A 20,925-nucleotide genomic window follows, 5' to 3' on the forward strand; every position below is an offset into this window, starting at 1 on the left:
AGGCGTGCCGTCATTCGCTCGTCGATGTCGACCAGGTAGTCGGGCGCGGCAAAATCCTCGAAGACGTTGGGTACCTCGGCTCGTAATTGACCGGCACCACCGGCACATTGCAGCCCAGCGAAAAGATCATCGCGTGCAGGCGCACTGTGATCTTGAGCACGGCCTGGCCCGCCACCCATTTTAGCTGCGCCGCCGACAAGCGCTTTTCATAGACGTGCAGTGCTTGCGGATGCTTCATCGCCGCCTGGATCCGGCGCGCCATGGCAACGTCGTCCCTGCCATGGTCGAGCGCCGACATCGGCACCGCCACGATTTCCACGTCCTCGGTCTCGACCAGCTAGCCCAGCACGACCAGGTCGGCCTTGCGGATGTCGCGGAGATGGCGCAGCACATTCCCGTTCAGGTATTGGCCCAGCATACCGCGGCCGACCAGCACCGGGTGGAACTGGCCGCGTACGCGCGCCGTCCGGGGGGAGATTCTCGGGAAACTCCGACAACACCGTGAAACGGGCATTGAGACGGGCCGAGGCGCGTTCTACAAAAACGTCGAGAATGGCGTCATCGCCGGCGTTGAGCTGCCCATATCAGAATGTTCAGCGGGGTAGTACCACTCATTTACCGGGCCTCGCAAACGCTTCCTTGGTTAACACGGCAGCTTCCATCACCAGGGCGCGGGGCAGGTAGGACAGGCTCTTGAGCGGACGGGTGCCGCAGCGGGCCGCCTGGACGAACAGCGACATGCTGGCGCGGTAGCTGCCCGAGAAGAACAGGTCGCAGGCCAGTTGGAAGGAGCGGTTGCCGCGCAGTTTGCGAACTTCTTCGATCGTCAGCTTGCCGGACTGTTCGCGCATATGGCGTTCGATCATCGGCATGACGATGGCGCCGGTTTCACGCCGATGGCGTTTCATCAGGCTGTTAGTGAGATCGTAATAATTGATCAGGATATCCGGCAGCACGACCAGCTTGCCGCGGATGGCCAGCTTGATCCACAGGTCGAGGTCTTCGCCGACCGCCAGCTTCTCATCGAAACCGCCCAGCTCGCGCACGAGCGCGGTATGGGTCAGGACGGTCGGCGTCGGCACGAAGTTGTAGACCAACAGGGTTTTCCAGGCCTCCTCACCCTGCACCGGAGGCCGGTTCACATGGCCTACCTTCAGCGGCAGCCCCTCGGCAGAGGACATCTGGCTATTGCAGGACACCAGGGTCACCGCGGGATCGGCTTCGATGGCAGCGACTTGCCTGCGCAGCTTTTCGGCCAGCCAGATGTCGTCGGCGTCGAGGAAAGCCAGGTAGGGGGCGCGCGCCAGCCGGATTCCGGCATTGCGCGCGGCCGACACGCCGCTGTTGACGGGCAGCTGCAGCAGGATGATATTCTCGTTCGGCCCGATCGCTGCGCGGACGGCGTCGGCCGTGCCGTCGCTGCTGGCATCGTCGATGACGATGACCTCGATTCCGACGCCTTCCTGGGCGCGCACCGAGGCCAGCGCGCGCGCGATCGTCGCGGCGGCATTGAAGGCCGGGATGATCACGCTGACCTGGATGTCCTCGCTCGCGCAGGACAGGCCAGCGCCCGTCTTGTTGTTGTGTTGTTGTTGCATAGGTTCAGCCCTCGAAACCACTTGATGCTCTGTCGCTGCGGCGAGGTAGCCCCCGCCGCCAGATGAATAAAAAGAAAACCGGCCCGCGCTCAGCGCTGGCCATGCATGTGCGGCTCGACTGGCCGTACCGGGCGCAGGAACAGCCATGTCGCCAGCAACGTCGGTTGGACCTCGCCGGCCGCGTCGCTGATTTCACGCTCCGAAATATGGATGCGCCCGACCGGGCCGATGGCGCCGCCCGCGGCCGCGCCATCGATGCGGTTCAGGTGCGCGCGGCTGTCGAACAGGTAGCGGTAGCCGGCCGCGCGGCAGGCAGCGAGCACCGCTTCCGAGCCGGCGCCGTGCGGCAGCGACATCGATTCGACCGGCGCCTTGCCGAGGTAGCCGGACAGGGTGTCCTGGGCGGCCCCGAGTTCGTGCGCCAGATCGGCGACCCGGGTCAGCGGCTGGTGCGTCATGCCGTGGCCGCCGATCGCATGGCCGGCCGCCAGCTTGCGCAGCTGGGGCAGGTCCATCATGGCGGGCAGCGCGGTCGTGCAATAGCCGGGACCGCTGCGTCGGCGCAGTTCGGCGGCCAGGGCCGGCGCTTCGGCGCGCCGGCGCCTGCCGATTTCCCTGATCACGGTGCGGGCCACGTCTTCGCCGCCGCCGGCAGGCAGGACGCAGTCGAGCGGCGCCATGCCGAGTGTTGCCAGCGCCGCGGCGACCTGCGCCCCGGCCTTGGATTCGGTGGCCAGGAAGCTGTACAGGCCTTCCTCCCAGAACGGTTCGGCCTGGCCGATCGCGCTGCCGGCCACGAAGACCAGCGAAGGCATGCGGTAGCGGTCGAGCACCGGCTGCGCGTATTCGGCGGTGTCGGCCCAGCCGTCGTCGAAGGTGATCAAGAGGCTGTTGGCTGGCAGGGTTTCCTTGCCCTCGAGCGCGGCGAACACGGTTGCTGCGCCGACCACGTTGTAGTGGCGCTGGAAAAATTCGAGGCAGTGCGCGAACGATTCCGGCGTCATGGTCCATTCCGGATCGGCGCCGGGATAGCGCGGATCGGTACGCGGCAGCACGCGATGGAACATGACCACGGTGAGGTTGCGGCGGTTGCGGATCCGGTGCCAGGCGCCCAACAGGCCTGCGCGGTAGGCCAGCTGCTTGGCGCGCGCGGCCGGACGCAGCGGAGGCGGGAAGGGCGCATCGACAGCGCGCTTGCCGAAGATGTGCTGCGTCAGCCTGGCGACCCGCAGGCCGAGCAGGGGCAGCACGTGCTGGCCCAGCGGATGGCCGGTGAGCGCCAGGCCGACCATCCAGCCCAGCGCAGCGCCGGCGCCGCCCAGCACCAGCACGCCCCAGGCATGGGCCGAAACGTCGGCACCGGCGTGCCACACCAGCAGCGGCACGATCACGGCGCAGGCTGCGATCAATGTGCTGGCTGCGCAGGCGAGTGCCAGCGCCAGCGGACGCACGCCGATGGTCCGGTGCAGGAACCAGCATACGGCGATGAGGCCGATGCATTCGGAAGCCACCAGCGCCAGCGCCACCGCCTGCAGCCCGTAGGCCGAGCTGGCCAGCACGGCCAGGATGCGCACCGGCTGGACCAGCAGGTTGCACAGGGTGGCGCTGCGCACCTGGCCGGCCGCGACCATGGCGGGCGAGGCAAACAGCCCGATGGCCGCGATGGCGCCGGCCACGCATAGCGGCCGCGCCAGCGGCACCGACGCATCCCACTGGGGACCGTAGAGCGCGTGCGTGACCGGGTAGGCCAGCACCATCAGCACGGCCAGGAAAGGCCAGGCGACGGCGGTCAGGTTCCCGACTGCCATCAGGTAGGGTTGGTCGAGCTTCTTGCCCTCGCGCCGCACCTGGGCGAAGTAAGGCAGCACCAGCGGCGTGACCGCATTGGCGATCAGGTGAGTGAACAGCTGCACCAGGCCGGTGGCGCGGCTGAAATAGCCGACCGCCGCCATGTTCATGACCTTACCGACCACCAGTTCGGGCGCGCTGGCGCCGGCGATATTGGCCAGGTTACCCAGGCTGCTGATGCTGCCGAAGGACAGGATGGTGCCGATGTTGCGAAAGCGCGGCAGCCAGGGGAAGTTCGCGGGCCGGAACAGGTTGCCGCCGATGCCGAAGGCCAGGATGCCGGCGAAATTGGCCCAGGCCAGGCTCAGCGCCCCATGGCCGGACAGCGCCATCGAGACGGCCACGCCGACGTGGCACAGCGCGCTGAAGGTCTTCACGTAGAAGATGGCGTTCAGGCGCCCTTCGCGCCGCAGCACCCCGAGCACCACCGAGCCGAATGGCGAAATCGCGAAGCTGGCCGCCATCACCGTGAGGATGTCGTGCAGGGCCGGGTTGCCGTAGAAACGCGCGACCGGGCCGCTCAGCGCATACAGGGTGCCGCCCACGGCCAGCGCCAGCAAGATCGCCACGCCCATCACCGCCTGCAGCTTGTCGCGGGTCAGGTCGCGCTCCTGGATGATGTACTGGATCACGCCGAAATCGCGGAACACGTGCAGCATCGTCATCAGCATCGCCGCCAGCGAGAAGGTGCCGATCTCGGACGGAGACAGGATGCGCGCCAGCAGCATCACCGACACGAACTGGATTCCCAGCTCGACGTATTGAGTGGCAAACGAAATGCCGATGGCCTTGCGGCCCGTCAGGTTGGGTGTAGAGGTAGAAGTCATCGTGGCCATGAAGGTCAGCCTGCAAGCCAGCGCAGCACGCGGAATACATAGAACGGGCGGGTGACGTCCCAGGGACGGCTGCGCGGCAGCGCAAATCGGTCGTCCGACGCGCCGGCGGCACCCAGCGCCGTGGAAAACGCGGCCTCGAAGCCGGCCTGGCGCGCCATGGCGATGTGACGTTGGTCGAAATCCTTGCCGTGCTTGCCGTTCGGGTAGGCAAAATAGCGCACCGGGCGGCCAGTGATAGCCTCCAGCTGTCGCTTGCTCTCGGCCATTTCGTGCAGGGCGCTCGCGTCGGGCAGGCTGGTCAGGATGGGATGGGAAATCGTGTGCGCACCGATTTCGACGCCCAGGCCCGGCAAGGCGCGGATCATCTCGCTGGTAAGCATTGGTTCGCGCACCGGAAGGCCGGCCAGCCGGTCGAGCCGTTCCACCAGCGCCTGGCGCAGCGCTGGCGCCAGGTACTTGGCTTTTTCGGTCAGGTCGGCAACTGCGTGCCGGCGCTGCTCGAGGGTGTCGAGCGGATAGCTGCCCAGTCCCGCGTCTTCCAGGTCGAGGCGGCCGCCCTCGATGCTGCGCAGCGCTTCCAGGATGCGGTCGTTCCACATGCTGCCGCTGTCGATGAAGCCGGTGGTGACAAAGACGGTCGCCGGAAAGCCGAATTCGCGCAGGACCGGCAGGGCCAGGTCATGGGTCGAGCGGTAGCCGTCGTCGAAGGTGATGCAGACCGCGCGCGGCGGCATGCTGCCATTGGCCAGCGCCGCCAGCGCCTGGTCCATCGGCAGCACGTTGAAGCAGTCGGCCAGCACCTGCATCTGCCAGCGGAAGGTGGCCACGTCCGGCTCGGCCGCCAGCAGGGGGTCGGCGGTTTCGAGGATGCGGTGGTAGTTCAGGATGCACAGCCGCCCCTGTCCGGGCCGGCCGGCCGCAATCCTGTCGCCGATGAACCGGACCAGGCGCGAACCCAGGCCGGCGGAGGGCGCGCACGCCATCATGTCATGTCCTTTGTGATGAAGACGGGCACTGCAGGGCTGCGCCTGCCGCGGCAATGGCGGCACGCCGCAACTTGCGCGGGTCACGCACGGCGCAGCAAGCCTTGGAACAGGCCGACCACGCGCAGGGCGTTCTCGTGCCAAGTCAGTTTTTGTTCGGTAATTGTGGCGCGCGCATTGGCGGCGACGCGCTCGCGCAGCGCACGGTCGGCGCACAGGCGGTCCACCGCGGCGGCCATCGACGCCGTGCTGTTCGGGTCGAACAGTACCGCGTTCTGGTCCTGCGCCAGGATTTCCTCGATGTTCGGCTGGGCCGGGCCGATAATCGCCTTGCCCAGCGCCAGGTATTCGAACAGCTTGAGCGGCGAGGCATAGGCCACCACGGCCGGCTGCAGGGCGATGTCGAAGGCGGCCACGTGGCGCGCCACGTCGTCGCGCTCGACGATGCCGGTAAAGGTCACGCGGCTGGCGATGCCCAGGTCGCGCGCCTGCTGCTCGAGCGCGGCGCGGGCCGGGCCGTCGCCCACCACCAGCAGGTGGCGGCGCGATTCCGGCGGGTCGCCGGCGATCAGGTCGATCACCTTGTCCAGGCCATGCCAGTCGCGCACGAAGCCGGTGAAGCCCAGCACCAGGTTGCCTTCCAGGCCGAGTGCGCGCTTGGCTGCCTCGACGTCAGGGACGCCGCCGAAGCGCTCGCCGTTGATGCCGTTCGGGATCACGACGATACGCTCTTCCGGCACGCCGTAGGAAGCGACGATGTCGCCCAGTACGCGCGTGACCGGCAGCACCACGTCCGCATTGCGCCAGGCATAGGCTTGCGACCAGCGCGCCAGGCGTGTGAGCGACAGGCCGTCGTAGCGGCTGCGCTCTTCCAGGATCGGCGCATTGATCTCGAGCAGCAGCGGCAGCTTGTACTTGCGCGCCAGCCAGATACCGGCCGGCAGGAACAGGTTGTAGCGCTCATAGATGCAGTCGGGCTTGTGCTGCCGGACCGCCTTTGCCAGGCGGCGGTAGGCCACCAGCGAATAGCCCAGTTCCATCAGCTCGTAGAACCATTTCGGCAGGTAGCGCTTGAGCAGGGCGACGGCGCCGGCATCCGAGCCGAAGGATTCGGTCTCGGCGCTCGGGGGCGCCACGATGATGATCTCATGGCCTTGCGCACGCAGCGCGCCGATCATTTCTTCGATGTGGACGTATTGCCCGTCCTTGGAACGGGTGCGGTGGTGATAAAGGATGCGCATTTACGGCTGCCCCATGAGGATGTTGCGGAACAGGTCGATCTGTCCCTGAGTAGTCTGGTCCCAGCTGAAGCGCTCGGCGTAGCGGCGGGTCGCGGCGCGGTCGGGCGCCTGGGCGCGCAGCAGCTCGATGGCTTCCACCAGGCTTTCCGGCGTGCGCTCGGGCATCAGGCGACCGGCTTCCGGCGCAGTGACCACTTCCGGCGTGCCGCAGATGCTGGTGGCCACCACGGGCGTGCCGCAGGCCATCGATTCGAGCAGGACGTTGGCCCAGCCTTCGCGGCTGGAGGCCAGCACCATCAGGTCGGCGGCGCCATAGTAAGTGCGCAGCTCGGTCTGGGGCACCGGGCCCAGCAGGCGGACGCGGTCGGCCACGCCCAGTTCGCGCGCCAGCGCCGCCAGCTTGTCGTGGTCCGGGCCGTCGCCCGCCACCAGCAGGGTCACGCCGGGGAGGCGGGTGAGCGCCTTGACGATGATGTGGTGGCCCTTGTGTTCGTTCAGGCGGCCGACCGACAGCAGGGTGTAGCCGTCCAGGCCGAGCGCGGCGCGGGCGGTGTCGCGGTCCAGCGGCGCGAAGCGCTGCAGGTCGACGCCGTTGCGCAGCGGGGTGATGCGGCGCGGGTCGGCGCCCAGCCGGGCCAGCTCGTCCTTCAGATAGCTGCAGACGGTGATCACGGCGCGCGCGTTCTGGGCGGCCCACAGGATCATCTTGCGCGGCACCGGGAATTGCGGCAGCAGGTTGATGTCGCTGCCGCGCGCGGTGATCACCACCGGCTTGTTGAAGTACTTGCCCAGCATGACAGCCGCGACGCCGTCCGGATAGAAGTAGTGCGCATCGATGGCGTCGAAGTCGTAGCCGCTGTCGATGAGTTGGCCGATGGCCGGGCGCACCGCGCGCGCCATCAACTGGGGCGCGACGTTCATGCCGATCTTGGGCAGGGCCACATAGCGTGGATGGACGATCTCGATGCCGCCGCGCACTTCGGCCGCCGGCACGCGCGCCATCTTGCCGTAGTTGCCGAAGCGTTCTCCCTTGAAGGGGAACCAGGGCACCGGCGCGACCACGCGCGATTCGACCTGGCCGCTGGCGACCAGGTAGCGCAGCCGGGTTTCCACGAACAGGCCGTGGTTGGGCTGTTCGGCATTCGGAAACAGCGTGGAGAACGTCAGTAGTTTCATTTCGGGAGTGGCCGGATGAGCATCCCGGCGCCGCCGCCTGCGGCGCGCGGAAGGATCCGCGGGGCGGCTGCGCGCGACTGCTGCAGCAGCAAGAGCAATGCTTGCCGGATTGCTATTTTCGTTAAAAACAAGTCAGTATATTACCTTAGAAAAATTAAAAGATCGCATTGTTTCGTGCGAGAAACGTAGTGGAATTCCGACGTACAAATGCCGCCACACAATAGAGGTTGACCCGTTTGCAATTTTTTAACAGCACTGTTAGTCTTGCTGGAAACTTTCGCGGCCGGCGGCCCCAGCAGTGCGGCGCCGCGGCCATTCGTGCCCCTCTCCACCGCTGAACTCCTATGAAAATTTCCATTATTGGCACCGGGTATGTTGGCCTGGTGTCCGGCGCCTGCTTTGCCGACGTCGGCAACACCGTGCTGTGCCTCGATGTCGACGTCCGTAAAATCGACATGCTCAAGGACGGGCTGATCCCGATCCACGAGCCGGGCCTCGAATCGTTGGTCGCGCGCAACGCCAGCGCCGGCCGCCTGCTGTTTTCGACCAGCTATGATGAAGCGGTCGCCCACGCCGAATGCATCTTCCTGGCCGTCGGCACCCCACCGGACGAAGACGGCAGCGCCGACCTGACCCACATCCTGGCGGCCGCGCGCAGCATCGGCCAGCGCATCACGCGTCCGGTGGTCGTGGTCGACAAGTCGACCGTGCCAGTCGGCACCGCCGACAAGGTCCGCGCCGCCATTTCCGATGAGCTCGACAAGCGTGGCGTGAAGGTCGAGTTCTCGGTCATCAGCAATCCCGAATTCCTGAAGGAAGGCGCGGCCATCGGCGACTTCACGCGCCCGGACCGCATCGTGATCGGCAGCGACAGCGCCACCGCGACCCAGCTCATGCGCCAGCTGTACGCACCGTTCAACCGCAACCACGAAAAGCTGGTCGAGATGGACGTGCGCAGCGCCGAGCTGACCAAGTACGCCTGCAACGCCATGCTGGCCACCCGCATCAGCTTCATGAACGAAGTGGCCAACCTGGCCGAGCTGCTGGGCGCCGACATCGAGGCGATCCGCATGGGCATGGGCCTGGACCCGCGCATCGGCCCGAGCTTCCTGTACGCAGGCGTGGGCTATGGCGGTTCGTGCTTCCCGAAAGACATCAAGGCGCTGGTCAAGACCGCCGCCAAGCACGACCAGCCGATGTACCTCCTGAATGCGACCGAGAAGGTCAACGAGGCGCAGAAGGACGTGTTGTTCAATAAGCTGTGCCGTTTCTTCGGCGGCGAAGCCGCGTTGAGCGGCCGCACGGTCGCGGTCTGGGGCCTGTCGTTCAAGCCGAACACCGACGACATGCGCGAAGCGCCGAGCCTGCGCCTGATCCGCAAGCTGTTCGCGGCCGGCTGCAAGGTCGTGGCCTACGATCCGGTGGCGGCTGAAGAAGCGGGACGCGTGCTGGTGGCCGAGCATGGGGCCCAGCGCTGCGACGAACTGCTGCGCCTGGTGGGTTCGGCCAACGAGGCGGTGCGCGGCGCCGATGCGCTGGCGCTGGTCACCGAGTGGAAGGAATTCCGTTCGCCCGACTTCAGCTACCTGGCGCAGGAATTGTCGGCCAAGGCCGTGTTCGATGGCCGCAACATCTACCAGCCAGCGACGGTGTCGTCGTATGGCCTGCATTACGAGGGTATCGGCCGCGTCAGTTCCGCAGCCTGAATATGATTCCCGGGCCTGCGGCCCGGGAATCATATCTTGTACGTGAAAGCGCCCGGTCCTGCCGGGCGCTTTGCGTTTCAGCGCTCCAGGCTGACGCGCAGGAAGGCTTCGAACATCAGCACCGACCACAGCGAGGCGCTGTAATCGCTGGCGCCCGACTCGTGCTGCTCGACCATGTGGCGCAGATAGCGCTCGTTGAAGATGCCGGTGTCGAGCAGCCGCTGGCTCAGCACCGCGTCGCGCACCGCCTGGCGCAGCGGGCCGCGCAGCCAGGCCGCGACCGGGATCGAGAAGCCTTTTTTCGAGCGGTACAGCACCTCGTCCGGCAGGAAGGGCTCGAGCGACTTCTTGAAGATGTACTTGCCCTCGCCGCCCTGCAGCTTGATGTTCGACGGCAGTCCCGACACCCACTCCAGGAAGGTATGGTCCAGCAGCGGCACGCGCACTTCCAGCGAGTGGGCCATGCTGGCGCGGTCGACCTTGGTCAGGATGTCGCCCGGCAGGTAGGTCTTGAAGTCGAGGTATTGCAGCACCGACAGCGGATCGTCGGTCGGCGCATTGGCCGCATGGCCGCGCATCACGTCGATCGCGCGGTAGCCCTGCAGGCGGCTGCGGAAGCCGTCGCTGAACAGTTCGTCGCGCACCCGGTCCGGCATGATCGACACGCCGTGGAAGTAGCCCTCGACCAGGTCGCGCGCCAGGGCCTCGAAGGTGGTCTTGGCGCGGAACATGCGCGGCGCCCAGTCAGCCTTTGGGTACAGGGCGCCCAGGGTGCCGAACAGGGGTTTGCGCAGGCCGGCCGGCAGCTTCGAGCGCACGCTGTGCTCGGCCATCGCATAGCGGTAGCGGCGGTAGCCGGCGAAATTCTCGTCGCCGCCGTCGCCCGACAGCGCCACCGTCACGTGCTGGCGCGCCAGCTGGCAGACGCGGTAGGTCGGGATCGCCGAGCTGTCGGCATACGGCTCGTCGTACAGGCCGGCGAGCGTGTCGACCAGACCGTAATCGTCCTTGCTGACCACCTGGGCATGGTGGCGGGTGGCGTAGCGCTGCGCCACCATCGACGCGTATTTGGATTCGTCGAACTCGGGGTCGTCGAAGCCGATCGAGCAGGTGGTGACCGGCTCCTTGCCCTGCTGGGCCATCATGGCCACCACGGCGCTCGAATCGACGCCGCCCGACAGGAAGGCGCCCAGCGGCACTTCCGATTCGGTCTGCGACAGCACCGCTTCCTGCAGGCGCGCAGCCAGTTCTTCGGTGACTTCAGCTTCCTGCCGCGGCGCGTGCGGGCGGAAGGGCAGGTCCCAGTAGCGGCGCGGATTGACTTGCGTGTCGCCGACGCGCAGCGTGATGCAGTGGCCCGGGCTGAGCTTGAAGGCGTTGTTGAAGATGGTGTTCGGTTCCGGCACGTAGCCGAAGGCGAAATACTCCTCGACCGCGCGCGGGTTCAGCTCGCGCGACAGTTCGGGGAAGGTCATGATCGATTTCAGCTCGGAGCCGAACACGAACAGGCCGTTGGGCAACAGCGAATAGAACATCGGCTTGACGCCCACGTGGTCGCGCGCCATGAACATCAGCTGGCGGTTGCGGTCCCACAGCGCGAAGGCGAACATGCCGCGCAGGCGGCGCAGGCAATCCTCGCCCCAGGCTTGATACGCCTGCATCACCACTTCGGTATCCGACTTGGTGCGGAACACGTGGCCCAGCGCGATCAGTTCGTCGCGCAGCTTGCGGTAGTTATAGATCTCGCCATTGAACACCAGGGTCATGCTGCCGTCGGCGCTGCGGAAAGGCTGCTGGCCGGTGGCGATGTCGATCACCGACAGGCGCCGGTGGCCCATGCCGAGCCCCGGCTCCAGGTACAGCTCGCCCTCGTCGGGCCCACGATGGTGCTGGCTTTCGTTCATGCGTCGCAGCGCTTCGCGATCGATCCCGCGGCTGCCGCGGGTATCCAGGATGCCGACAATTCCGCACATAGTTCTGGGTGTTCCTTAAGTTGCTCTAAACTTACTTGAAGTTAATTTAATATTATTTAAGCGTCGCGGCCTGGGGCCGGCGCAGTTTCTGCTGGCGGAGACGGTCGTACAGCTTGCCGTATTCTTCCAGCATCGCGCGCATGCTGAAGGCGTTCTCTACCCGCGCACGGGCGGCCTCGCCATGGCGCTGCAAGAGGACCGGGTCGCGCACGTAGGCGGCCAGTGCCGCCACCAGCGCATCGACGTCGCGCGGCGCTACCAAGGTCCCTTCGCGGCCGTTGGTGACCACTTCCGGGATGCCGCCGACGCCGGACGCCACCACCGGCAGGCCGCAAGCCATGGCTTCGAGCATCGACACCGGCGTGCCTTCGGCCAGCGAGGGCAGGACGAACAGCGAAAAACCGTGAAGCAGGCTGGCCACGTCGGCGCGCGCGCCGGGCAGCCAGACCGCATCGGTCAGCCCGAGGCCGGCGACCTGCTCGCGCACCGCCCCCATCAGGGGACCGTCGCCGACGATGCTCAGGCGCAGGCGCTCGCGCTGTTCCGGCAGCTGCTCGCGCAGGCGGGCAAAAGCGGTGACCAGGTCGCGGTGGTTCTTGACGTCCTGGATGCGCGCCACGGTGCCGATCACGATATGCCCGCCGTCGTCCCATGGCGAAGCGCCCGTGCCCGCCGCGGCTGCGGCGAACTTGTCGGTATCGACGCCGTTCTTGATAAACAGGGTCTTGGCCGCCGGGATGCGCACCGTCTCGCCCAGCCAGCGCTGCAGGTCCTCGGAGACCGGGACGAAGCAGTCGACGAAGGGCGCCATGCGGCGGCGCAGGAAGTTGTGCTTGGGGTTCAGGCCATGCGGGTCGCTGGCGTCACGGCCGTGTTCCGCATGCACCCGCACCGGGATCCCGGCCAGCGTCCCGCTGAAGGCATATTCCAGGGCCGACAGGTTATAGGTGTGCAGGATGGCCGGACGCAGCTTGCGCATCAGCTTCCAGAACTTCAGGTGGGTGCCCAGGCCCAGCCCGGGCGGCTTGCCCAGCGCGTACACCTCGACGCCCGGCTGGGTGATGCGCTGCGCGAAATCGGTATACCGCGTCAGGCACACCACGGCATGGCGGTAGCGTTCCGGTGGCATGCGGTTGATGCAGTCCACCAGCAGGGTTTCCAGTCCTCCGACATCGAGCGCATAGGTCAGGTGAACGACCAGTGGGCGCTGCATGCTCAGGTGGGCGGAGTCATCGCGCATGCGTCAGCGTCCGCGCGCCTGCAGCAGGGCGCCGTCGATCGCGGCGAAGTGCTGGTCAAGGAAGGCGCGCAGCGTGGCGCGCGCGGCGTCCGCATTGCCGCCGTCGATCGGCGCGGCAATCGCCACCAGCGCGCCGTCGTCGCCGCGGAACTGCAGCTTGCCCTTGGCCTGGTGCAGCTTGCCGGCCACGTTGCTGGCCGTGTAGCGGCCATCGACCCACATGACCTGCCAGACCACCAGCGGTCCGCCCGGACTGTCGAGCACCGCTTCGCGCAGCGGCAGGGTATGGCCGGCTGCCTGTTCGGTGCGCATCGCCGAGGCGGTTTCGTGGAAGGCATCCTTCTCGCCGACGAGGCGGTTGACGGAGCTGATCAGGCCCTTCTGCTTGCTCTGGTTACGGTAGTACAGCATCTGCAGCAGCACCGGGCGGCCTTCCGGCGCGCGGTAGACGCGCGCGATGCGGGCGTCCGGTTCCATGTAGTCGACCTGCCAGTCCGGGAAGGTCGGGGCCAGCGGCCAGGACACGGCCGGCTCGGCCAGCGTCACCGCCTGCGGATTGTGGTTGGCGCGGTCATTGAAGGCGGCAAAAGCCGGCCAGACAGCGCTCAGCGCGACCACGGCCAGCGCCATCGGCAGCAGCGAGCGCGCTGCGCCGTGCAACTCGCCCGGTGCGGACGGGGCGGCGGCAACGGACGCCGGCAGCTCGTCTTCGCGCCAGTAGCTGCCGATCCAGAACATGATGAACATGATCACGCCGAAGAACAGCCAGCCGTAGACCAGGTGGTCCACGCCCGTGGCCAGTTCCATGCCGCTCAGGTGGCCGATCATGACGATGCCGTAGGCGCGCAGCCAGTTGGCGACGATCGGCGCCAGGATCGACAGGCCGATGAACACCGTGCGGCGCAGGTTGGAGCGGTAGGTCAGGTAGGCGTACAGGCAGCCCAGGGTGATCGAAGAGATCAGGTAGCGGATGCCGCTGCAGGCTTCGACCACCGACCAGCTGCCGGTGGGCAGCTCGAAGCGGGTGCCGTTGCGCAGCACCGGGATGCCGGTGGCCTGCACCGCCCAGACCGTGAAGTCGGCGGTGTACTCGATCAGCGGGCCGACGAAGACTTCGCCGAAAGGCACCGCGAACAGCAGGAACAGCAGCGGGAAGGTAAATTTGGCGGCCAGGCGCGGGCCCAGCAGGGTCAGTGCGGCCAGCGGGAACATGGTCACGAAGGCGTATTGCATCACCACCTGCACGTCGCCCATGCGGGCGGCCAGCCAGGCCGCGCCGGCGCAGGCCAGCAGCACCAGGCCCGGGCGCCATGGCTGCGCCGGCAGCTGCCCGAACCAGGCGCGCTGGCGCCAGATCAGCGCCAGGCTGATTGGCAGGATGATGTAGCCGTGGGCGAAGGTCTCGGAGCTGTTCCAGATCGACACCATCGACGAGGCGGTGGCGAAATACAGCGCGAAGGGCGCCAGCAGGGCCAGCGCCAGGACCAGCATGCCGGCGCGCGGCAAGGTGGCCGGCGTCTGGACCGGGCTGTCGATGATGCCGGGTGGCGGTGTCAGGAACATTCGAGTCGCTCTCCGATGCAGGCCAGGTTGCTCGGCCAGCTGTATTTGTTTTCGACCTTGGCGCGCGCGGCCAGGCCGATCTCGTTGCCGGTGCGTGCCAGCAAGGCGGCGACCGCATCGGCGAAACCGGCGGCGTCCTGGGCCAATACCAGCTCCAGGCCCGGCTCGGCGTCGATGCCCTCCAGGGCCTGGGGCGAGACCACCACCGGGGTGGCCATCGCCATCGCCTCTAATACCTTGTTCTGGATGCCGCGCGCAATGCGCAGCGGCGCCACGGCCGCCTGGGCGTGCGCGATATACGGGCGCACGTCCGGCACTGTGCCGGTGACGACGATGTTCGGCTGCTTGGCCAGTTCCAGCACGGCCGGCGAGGGGCGCGCGCCGACGATGTAGAAACGCAGGTCGGGGAAGCGCGCGCGCAGCAGCGGCATCACGTCATCCGCGAACCACTGCACCGCGTCCACGTTGGGCCAGTAATCCATGGCGCCGGTGAAGACGATGGCGCGTTCTTGTGGCGCGAACGGGCTGGTATTGACTGCCTCGGGCGAGAAGTAGTCGGTGTCCACGCCATTGCTGAAGAAACCGATCTTGGCATCGCTTTCCGGCGCCAGCTGGCGGAACAGGTCCGCTTCGGGACCGGAGACGAACAGCGAGGCGTCGTAGTCGCGCGCCACCTGGCGCTCATAGGACAGCAGCTGGCGCGCCTCGTGGCGGTACAGCCAGCTCATCGGCCAGGATTTCTTGTCGGCGTACTGGCGCCATTTGTCCGAGTCGACGTCGCAGAAGTCGACCACGCGCCGCGCGCCCGGATACTTGTCCGCATACTGCGCCATGGCGGAGGAGAACACCAGCACGCGCTCGATGCCGTGGGCGGCGACGGTCTCGTCGACCCAGCGCTGCATGCCGGCGTCGCGGTAGTAGTCGAGCGAGAGCGAGCGGTTGGTGGCGAGCGCCTTCAGGCTGCGCACGCGCGCCAGCAGCGGGTTCAGGCTGGCGAAATGGCTGCTTGCGCACAGCTTTTCCACGGTCGGCACATGCTGCCAGTCGTCGGCGTCGTCGACAAAGGTCGCCAGGTGCACGCGGTAGTCGCGCGCCAGGTGCTTGAGCAGGTGGTAGGAACGGATCTTGTCGCCCTTGTTCGGCGGGTAGGGGATCCGGTGGATCAGCAGGAGCAGGTCTTCCACGGTTTATCCCAGGTTGCGCACGATGTAAGGGCCGAGGAAGTTCGCCACCGGCAGCGGCAGCTTCTTCCACATCTTGATGAACAGCTGGTACTTCGGGTTCAGCGGATTGTTGTCCGGCAGCGCGCTCGATGCGTACAGCTTGTATTCGTAGGGCAGCGGCTCGGCGTTGAAGCCCCAGTTCTTCTTGAAGTCGTAGGCGCCGGTACCAAGCTTGCTGCGGCCGTAATCGAAAATGCGGCAACCGCGTGCGGCCGCGGCCTGCATCAGGTTCCAGTACATGAAGTCATTGCCGGCCACTTCGCGCGCCAGGTCCATGCCGCCGCCGTAGTAGGGCACGACCTCGTCGCGCCAGTAGAAGGACAGCACCGAAGCCACCAGGCGGTCGTCGCTGGTGTAGATGCTGCGCACTTCGCATTCCTTGCCGAACACCTGCTGCAGCTTGGCGAAGTACTTTTTCGGGAACACCGGGGTGCCCAGGCGCAGCACGCTGTTGGCATAGGCCTCGAACATGCGGTCGACGTTATCCTCGACCACGCCCTTCAGGCCCAGCTTGATCCCCTTGCGCACCATGGCGCGCTGCTTGCGCGGGATGGCGTTCAGGTTGGCCTCGTCGTCGCTCGAGATCTCCTTGCGGAAGGTGACGTAGAGTTCCTTGGTATGCCAGCTGTCGTCGCCCGGGTGGGCGCGCTGCATGCCGCGGTATTCCAGGTGGCCCACGCCCAGCTCGCGCGCCAGCTTGTCGGCTGCTTCGTCGAGCAGGACACGGGCGCCATCGTCGAGCGCGGCCACGCCGCCGTACACGCAGAAGGGCATCGCGCCGAGCGAGTGGCCGAACAGGCGGCTCTTGATCTCGGCCAGCGGCAGGACAGCCTGGATCTGGCCATCCTGCTGGACGTAATAGAACCAGGTCTTGATGCCGAAGGATTCCTCGATCACCTTCTTCCAGCCCGAGAGGTGGAAGAAGGTGGCTTCAGGGCAGGCGCGCACGAACGCGTCCCAGCGAACATAATCCTGCGGCTGCAGCAGGTGCAGGGTCTGTGGTCCGGTAGCCTGCGCCGGCGCGGCGCGTTTGGCCTGGGCTGCTTCGATGATCGAGTTCATGGTGCGGTTTGCCTAACTTTTATTTCTTGTCCAGGAAGATGCGGTCCATGCGGTCCCACGCGAAATCGCGTGCCAGCCGCTCGAGGCGGCCTTCCATGCGGTCGATGTTGACGTAGTGGCGGAAGCGCGACTTGGCGTCCAGGCCATCCGGGCGCGGCTGGCCGGGATCGACTTCCCACGGGTGGAAGTAGAACAGCGCCGGCTGGCCGTCTTCGCGGTTCACCTTCTGCATCATCCAGCGCGACAGCGCATAGGGCAGCAGGCGGAAATAGCCGCCGCCGCCGGCCGGCAGGTTACGGCCGAACATGTTGACGGTGGTGACCGGCACTTCCAGCAGGCCGTCCGGGCCGTGCGGGTAGAAGGCGAAGCGCGGTGCGTCCGGCATGCCGTAGTGGTCGTGCGCGATCGGGTAGATGCTCGAGCTGTAGCGGTAGCCGGCTTCGTGCAGCGCTTCCAGCGCCCACAGGTTGGCGTGGCCGATCGAAAAGCTCGGCGCGCGGTAGCCCAGCACGGCCTGGCCGCCGAGGTCTTCCAGCAGGGCCTTGCTCGAGCGGATGTCGTTGTCGAATTCGGCGCGGCTCTGATCGGAGGCGCGCAGGTGGCCATAGCCGTGGCTGGCCAGCTCGTGGCCGGCGGCGACGATTTTTTTCACCATTGCGGGATAGCGCTCGGCGATCCAGCCGAGGGTGAAGAAGGTCGCTTTCACGCCGTGGCGCTCGTACAGCGCCAGGATGCGCTCCATGTTGGCTTCGACCCGGCATTCGCGCGCGGGCCAGCTGTCGCGGTCGATGTAGGGGGCGAACGCGGAGACCTGGAAGTAATCCTCGACGTCGCAGGTCATGGCGTTCTTGATACGCTGGCCCGGCATGGGGGCGGGGCGGGCGACCGGTTCGTAGGGTTTCATTCCTGGTTGTCCATGTGCTGGGCCGCCGCGCCCTGCGGCGTGGCGACGATTTTTTTCAGGATCGACAGTACCGAGACGATCGATTTCTCGAGCCGCATCATGCGTTCGTCGAGCAGCTCCACGCTGGCGCGGCGGTCGCCGCCACGGGTGTCCATGGTGCGCAGCTCGTGCTGGGCCATGGCGGCGGAACCGGTCGAATCGGATGGGTCGGATGCGCTGGCGCCCTCGGGCAATTCGAATTCTTCCGAGATGTCGCGCACCACTTCGCTGATGTCGGCTTCGGTGAAAGCGTGCATCTCTTCCAGGTAGCCCATCAAGAGCACGCGGTCCATCAGCGTATTGGTCTTGCGCGGGATGCCGCCGCTGTAGGCGAAGATCGCCGCATGGGCGCCGTCGTCAAACGCAGGGTCGCCCTGCCAGCCGACCGTGGCCAGGCGGTGCTCGATATAGGCGCGGGTTTCCTGCGCATCCATCGGGCCCAGGTGATAGCTGGCGATCACGCGCTGGCGCAGCTGCTGCATGCCGGGGCTGTGCAGCGTGGTGCGGAACTCGGGCTGGCCGAGCAGGAAGGTCTGCAGCAGCGAGCGGTCGTCGGTCTGGAAGTTCGACAGCATGCGCAGTTCTTCGACCGTGCGCGCATTCAGGTTCTGGGCTTCGTCGATCAGGAGCAAGGCGCGCTTGCCCTGGCGGTCGACACCGCGCAGGAACTGCTCGAGGCGGTTGAGCAGCTCGGCCTTGCTGGCGCCTTCGTAGGGCAAGCCGAAGCTGGACACCACCATGCGCAGCGTGTCTTCCGGATCGAGGCTGGTGTTGACGATGTGGGCGGCGACGATCTGGTCGAGCGGGATCTTGTTGAGCAGGTTGCGCACCAGGGTAGTCTTGCCGGCACCGACTTCGCCGGTGATGACGATGAAGCCCTCGCCCTGCGACATGCCGTACTCGAGGTAGGCCATGGCGCGCTTGTGGCCCTTGCTGCCGAAGAAGAAGTGGGGATCCGGGCGCAGCTGGAACGGCTTGGCCGACAGACCATAATAAGTTTCGTACATCGCTTGCTGCTCCTTAAAGCTGCGCGGACAGGGTGGCCGAAATGGCGTTTTCCCGGTAGTTGCCCGCGTTGATGCCGACGCCGCCGCGCATGTGGCGGAATTCCGCCGCTGCGCTCAGCTTGTTGCCCAGCCGGCGCGTCAGGCCGACGCGGAACTGGCGGCTGTTGTCTTCGTATCCGGTCTCGAGCGAACGGCTGCGCATCAGCAGGACCGAGGCCAGCGCGCTGGTGCGGCTGTTGAGCCGGTAGGTGTAGTTCGAGCTGACGCCCTTCTGGCGCACGTTGTCGTTGAGCGAAGACAGTTCGGTGCCCAGCAGCGGGGCGTCGCTCTCCTGATTCGACAAGGCGATACGCTCGCTGCTGAAGGCCGACACGATCAGGCCGCTGCGCCCCTTGGTGTAAGCCATCGAGGCCTGCAGCTGCTTCTGGCGCACGTAGCGGTTGCTCAGGTAATTCACGCTCTCGGCCAGCGAAGGCGGCAGGCCGCTGTTGCGGATATAGCCGGCCACGGCCTGCTGGCGCAGCACCGGGTCGGTGATGGTGGCCGCGAACAGGCGGTCGAGCAGGGCAGTGGTGTCGATCGCCGCCGGTAGCAGGAATTGCGAGCGGCTGTTGGTGATCGCATCGTCGTACACGATGCTCCAGTTGGTGTAGCGGCTGCGATGGCTGGCGTTGAGCTTGCCCGTCTTGCCGTAGAAATGGTGGCCGATCGCGGCGCTCACGCTGGTGCGCAGCGAGGGCGCCCAGTCGAAACCGGCCGACCAGTTGCGCCCTGCCGTATCTTGGCCCGGACCTTCGTAGTCGTAGCGGTCGTAGCCGGCGGTGGCGGTCAGCGCAAAGCGCCGGTTCAGTGCGTAGCGCAGGCTGGTGCCGGCTGATTCCGAGGACGATTCGCCGGTCAGGTCGTTCTGGAGGTCCTGGCGCTGGTAGTTCAGGCCCAGGCCGAGGGCCTGGAACATCGATCCGCTGTCCAGACTGGCGCTGAGGGTGTCGCCCAGACTGCTGCCGAAGCGGTTGACCGTGCCCGCATCGACCGAATCGCGCGAGTAGCGCACCACGGCGCGGGCATCGTTGCTGAAGCGCTTGTCGAGGGTAGGGGTGATGCGCCAGGTCTTGATCTTGGCGCGGTTGCCCGTCGCGTACAGGTTATTGCCCAGCTGCGGGCCGAAGGCCGACACCGGCTGCTGCGAGGAGCCGCCGGCCGCGTCGATGAACAGCAGGTCGTCGACCAGCATGCCTTGGCCGGCGAAGCTGTATTCGTGCAGGTTGTCGATCGTGCCGGGCAGGTCGCCGTCGCTGTATTCGTAGTGGCGCAACTGGCTGCTGGCCGCGACCTTGTAGCGGCGCCCGCTGCCCGATATGGCCAGGCCCGGGGTGAATTCGGTGACGAACTGCGACTCTTCCTGGCCGCGCGGGCGCAGGTTGACATTGTCGGTATAGGTCTGGGTAATGCCGATGGTCGGATAGATCTTCCAGCCGGCCTGGCATTCCGATGCCAGCAGCATGGCGGCGGCCGCCAGCGGCGCCAGGCGCAGCGCCCGGCGTGGCGATTTAGCCGTAATGGTAGTCATACGTCTCTTCGATGCCGGGAATGTCCCTGGTCTTGTTATAGATGAGATTGACGTTGGTGCAGCCTTCCAGCTGGTGCAGCGCTTCCTTGAGCGCGTGCTGGGTCGTGGTCTGGGATTCGACGACGACCACGATCTGGCCCATGTGCGAGGCCAGGGCGCGGGCTTCGCTGGTGAGCAGCAGCGGCGGCGAATCGAAGATGACGATCCGGTCCGGGTAGCGGTTGGCGATTTCACGCACCAGCGAAGTCATGGTCGAGCTGGCCAGCAGCTCGGTGGCGCGCGGCGTGCTGGTGCCGGCGGCCAGGATGCTCAGGGTGTCGACGTTGGTGCGCAGCAGCACGTCGGACATGTCGAGCTTGTCGTCGATCAGCAGGTCCATCAGGCCGCGCTCGGCCGGCAGGCCGAGGTTACGCAGCACTGACGGGCGCGCCACGTCGGCGTCGACCAGCAGCACAGTGTGATCCAGTTCCATCGCGATGCTCATCGCCAGGTTGATCGCGCAATAGGTCTTGCCTTCGCCCGGTAGCGAGCTGGTCAGCATGATCAGGTTGCCCGGGTTGCCGCCCGCGGTGCGCTCGGCGAAGGCGCGCTTGAGCAGCGGGCGCTTGATCAGGCGGAAGTCTTCGAGCAGGCTGGTACGGCCGCCGGCGGCGGTGACCATGCCGGTGGCGCGCATCTTGGCAAGGTCGAGCTCGACCTTGCGGGTGTTGCCGCGGGCGGCCGGGGCCGCCTCTTCAGCGTGCACGACCTGTACAGCGTCTGGCGCCGGCATTGCCGGTGCGGCTGGTGCGGCTGCGGTAACGGGGACGACTGCCGGTGCGGCCACGGCCAGCGTCTCGCTGGTGTCGATGCCGTCCGGGGAAGGCGTTACGGGCGCCGGCGGTTTGGCCTGGCCGCGGTCCAGGTCGATGCGGCGTGCCGCTTTTTCGATAATGCTCACGTCTGCTCCTTGGATT

16 protein-coding genes are annotated in these 20,925 nt (G+C 66.7%); 1 reads left to right on the forward strand and 15 read right to left on the reverse strand.

Annotated features, from left to right (window positions below; translation table 11 throughout):
- Window positions 1–10: 10 nt before the first annotated feature.
- From AC56K1_RS08740 to AC56K1_RS08765, 6 genes are all read right to left on the reverse strand, one after another.
- Complete coding sequence (locus AC56K1_RS08740; protein WP_497157450.1) at window positions 11–319, reverse strand: polysaccharide pyruvyl transferase family protein; 309 nt, start codon at window positions 317–319, stop codon at window positions 11–13.
- 292 nt (window positions 320–611) lie between these two features.
- A complete protein-coding gene (locus AC56K1_RS08745; protein WP_497157451.1) occupies window positions 612–1,598 on the reverse strand; it encodes a glycosyltransferase family 2 protein in 987 nt (328 codons plus the stop codon).
- A gap of 89 nt (window positions 1,599–1,687) precedes the next feature.
- Window positions 1,688–4,273: an oligosaccharide flippase family protein gene (locus AC56K1_RS08750; protein WP_497157452.1), complete on the reverse strand. Its 2,586-nt coding sequence runs from the start codon at window positions 4,271–4,273 to the stop codon at window positions 1,688–1,690.
- A 14-nt stretch (window positions 4,274–4,287) separates the two neighbouring features.
- Window positions 4,288–5,268: a polysaccharide deacetylase family protein gene (locus AC56K1_RS08755; protein WP_497157453.1), complete on the reverse strand. Its 981-nt coding sequence runs from the start codon at window positions 5,266–5,268 to the stop codon at window positions 4,288–4,290.
- Between the two features lie 80 nt (window positions 5,269–5,348).
- Window positions 5,349–6,506 carry a glycosyltransferase family 4 protein gene (locus AC56K1_RS08760; protein ID WP_497157454.1) on the reverse strand — a complete coding sequence of 386 codons (1,158 nt, stop codon included), beginning with the start codon at window positions 6,504–6,506 and terminating at the stop codon, window positions 5,349–5,351.
- Window positions 6,507–7,682 carry a glycosyltransferase family 4 protein gene (locus AC56K1_RS08765; RefSeq protein WP_497157455.1) on the reverse strand — a complete coding sequence of 392 codons (1,176 nt, stop codon included), beginning with the start codon at window positions 7,680–7,682 and terminating at the stop codon, window positions 6,507–6,509. It lies immediately after the preceding gene.
- Window positions 7,683–8,026: 344 nt separating this feature from the next.
- Between AC56K1_RS08765 and AC56K1_RS08770 the strand changes: the two genes are divergently transcribed.
- The gene (locus tag AC56K1_RS08770) at window positions 8,027–9,388 is read left to right on the forward strand and encodes a UDP-glucose dehydrogenase family protein (RefSeq protein ID WP_497157456.1); all 1,362 of its coding nucleotides are present in this window, start codon (window positions 8,027–8,029) and stop codon (window positions 9,386–9,388) included.
- 77 nt (window positions 9,389–9,465) lie between these two features.
- Here AC56K1_RS08770 and AC56K1_RS08775 read toward each other — a convergent pair whose 3' ends face one another.
- From AC56K1_RS08775 to AC56K1_RS08815, 9 genes are read right to left on the reverse strand one after another with little or no spacing between them, the layout of a single operon-like run.
- Window positions 9,466–11,361: an XrtA/PEP-CTERM system amidotransferase gene (locus tag AC56K1_RS08775; RefSeq protein ID WP_497157457.1), complete on the reverse strand. Its 1,896-nt coding sequence runs from the start codon at window positions 11,359–11,361 to the stop codon at window positions 9,466–9,468.
- Window positions 11,362–11,413: 52 nt separating this feature from the next.
- The gene (locus AC56K1_RS08780) at window positions 11,414–12,601 is read right to left on the reverse strand and encodes a TIGR03088 family PEP-CTERM/XrtA system glycosyltransferase (RefSeq protein ID WP_497157458.1); all 1,188 of its coding nucleotides are present in this window, start codon (window positions 12,599–12,601) and stop codon (window positions 11,414–11,416) included.
- A 3-nt stretch (window positions 12,602–12,604) separates the two neighbouring features.
- Window positions 12,605–14,164 carry an exosortase A gene (gene xrtA / locus AC56K1_RS08785; protein WP_497157459.1) on the reverse strand — a complete coding sequence of 520 codons (1,560 nt, stop codon included), beginning with the start codon at window positions 14,162–14,164 and terminating at the stop codon, window positions 12,605–12,607.
- On the reverse strand, window positions 14,155–15,348 hold the full coding sequence (locus AC56K1_RS08790) for a TIGR03087 family PEP-CTERM/XrtA system glycosyltransferase (protein WP_497157460.1): 1,194 nt from the start codon (window positions 15,346–15,348) through the stop codon (window positions 14,155–14,157). The genes xrtA and AC56K1_RS08790 overlap by 10 nt, the downstream gene beginning before the upstream one ends.
- Before the next feature lie 3 nt (window positions 15,349–15,351).
- Window positions 15,352–16,449, reverse strand: coding sequence for a FemAB family XrtA/PEP-CTERM system-associated protein (locus AC56K1_RS08795; protein WP_497157461.1), 1,098 nt, complete (start codon window positions 16,447–16,449; stop codon window positions 15,352–15,354).
- Between the two features lie 19 nt (window positions 16,450–16,468).
- Window positions 16,469–17,353 (reverse strand): XrtA system polysaccharide deacetylase, encoded by an 885-nt coding sequence (locus AC56K1_RS08800; protein ID WP_497157462.1) that lies wholly within the window; start codon window positions 17,351–17,353, stop codon window positions 16,469–16,471.
- Window positions 17,350–18,399 carry an XrtA/PEP-CTERM system-associated ATPase gene (locus tag AC56K1_RS08805; protein ID WP_497157463.1) on the reverse strand — a complete coding sequence of 350 codons (1,050 nt, stop codon included), beginning with the start codon at window positions 18,397–18,399 and terminating at the stop codon, window positions 17,350–17,352. The genes AC56K1_RS08800 and AC56K1_RS08805 overlap by 4 nt, the downstream gene beginning before the upstream one ends.
- Window positions 18,400–18,412: 13 nt before the next feature.
- Window positions 18,413–19,969 (reverse strand): TIGR03016 family PEP-CTERM system-associated outer membrane protein, encoded by a 1,557-nt coding sequence (locus AC56K1_RS08810; RefSeq protein ID WP_497157464.1) that lies wholly within the window; start codon window positions 19,967–19,969, stop codon window positions 18,413–18,415.
- Window positions 19,950–20,909 carry an XrtA-associated tyrosine autokinase gene (locus AC56K1_RS08815; RefSeq protein WP_497157465.1) on the reverse strand — a complete coding sequence of 320 codons (960 nt, stop codon included), beginning with the start codon at window positions 20,907–20,909 and terminating at the stop codon, window positions 19,950–19,952. The genes AC56K1_RS08810 and AC56K1_RS08815 overlap by 20 nt, the downstream gene beginning before the upstream one ends.
- Window positions 20,910–20,925: the final 16 nt, after the last annotated feature.

The sequence above is a fragment of the Telluria sp. ZB4P37 genome (assembly GCF_059685855.1).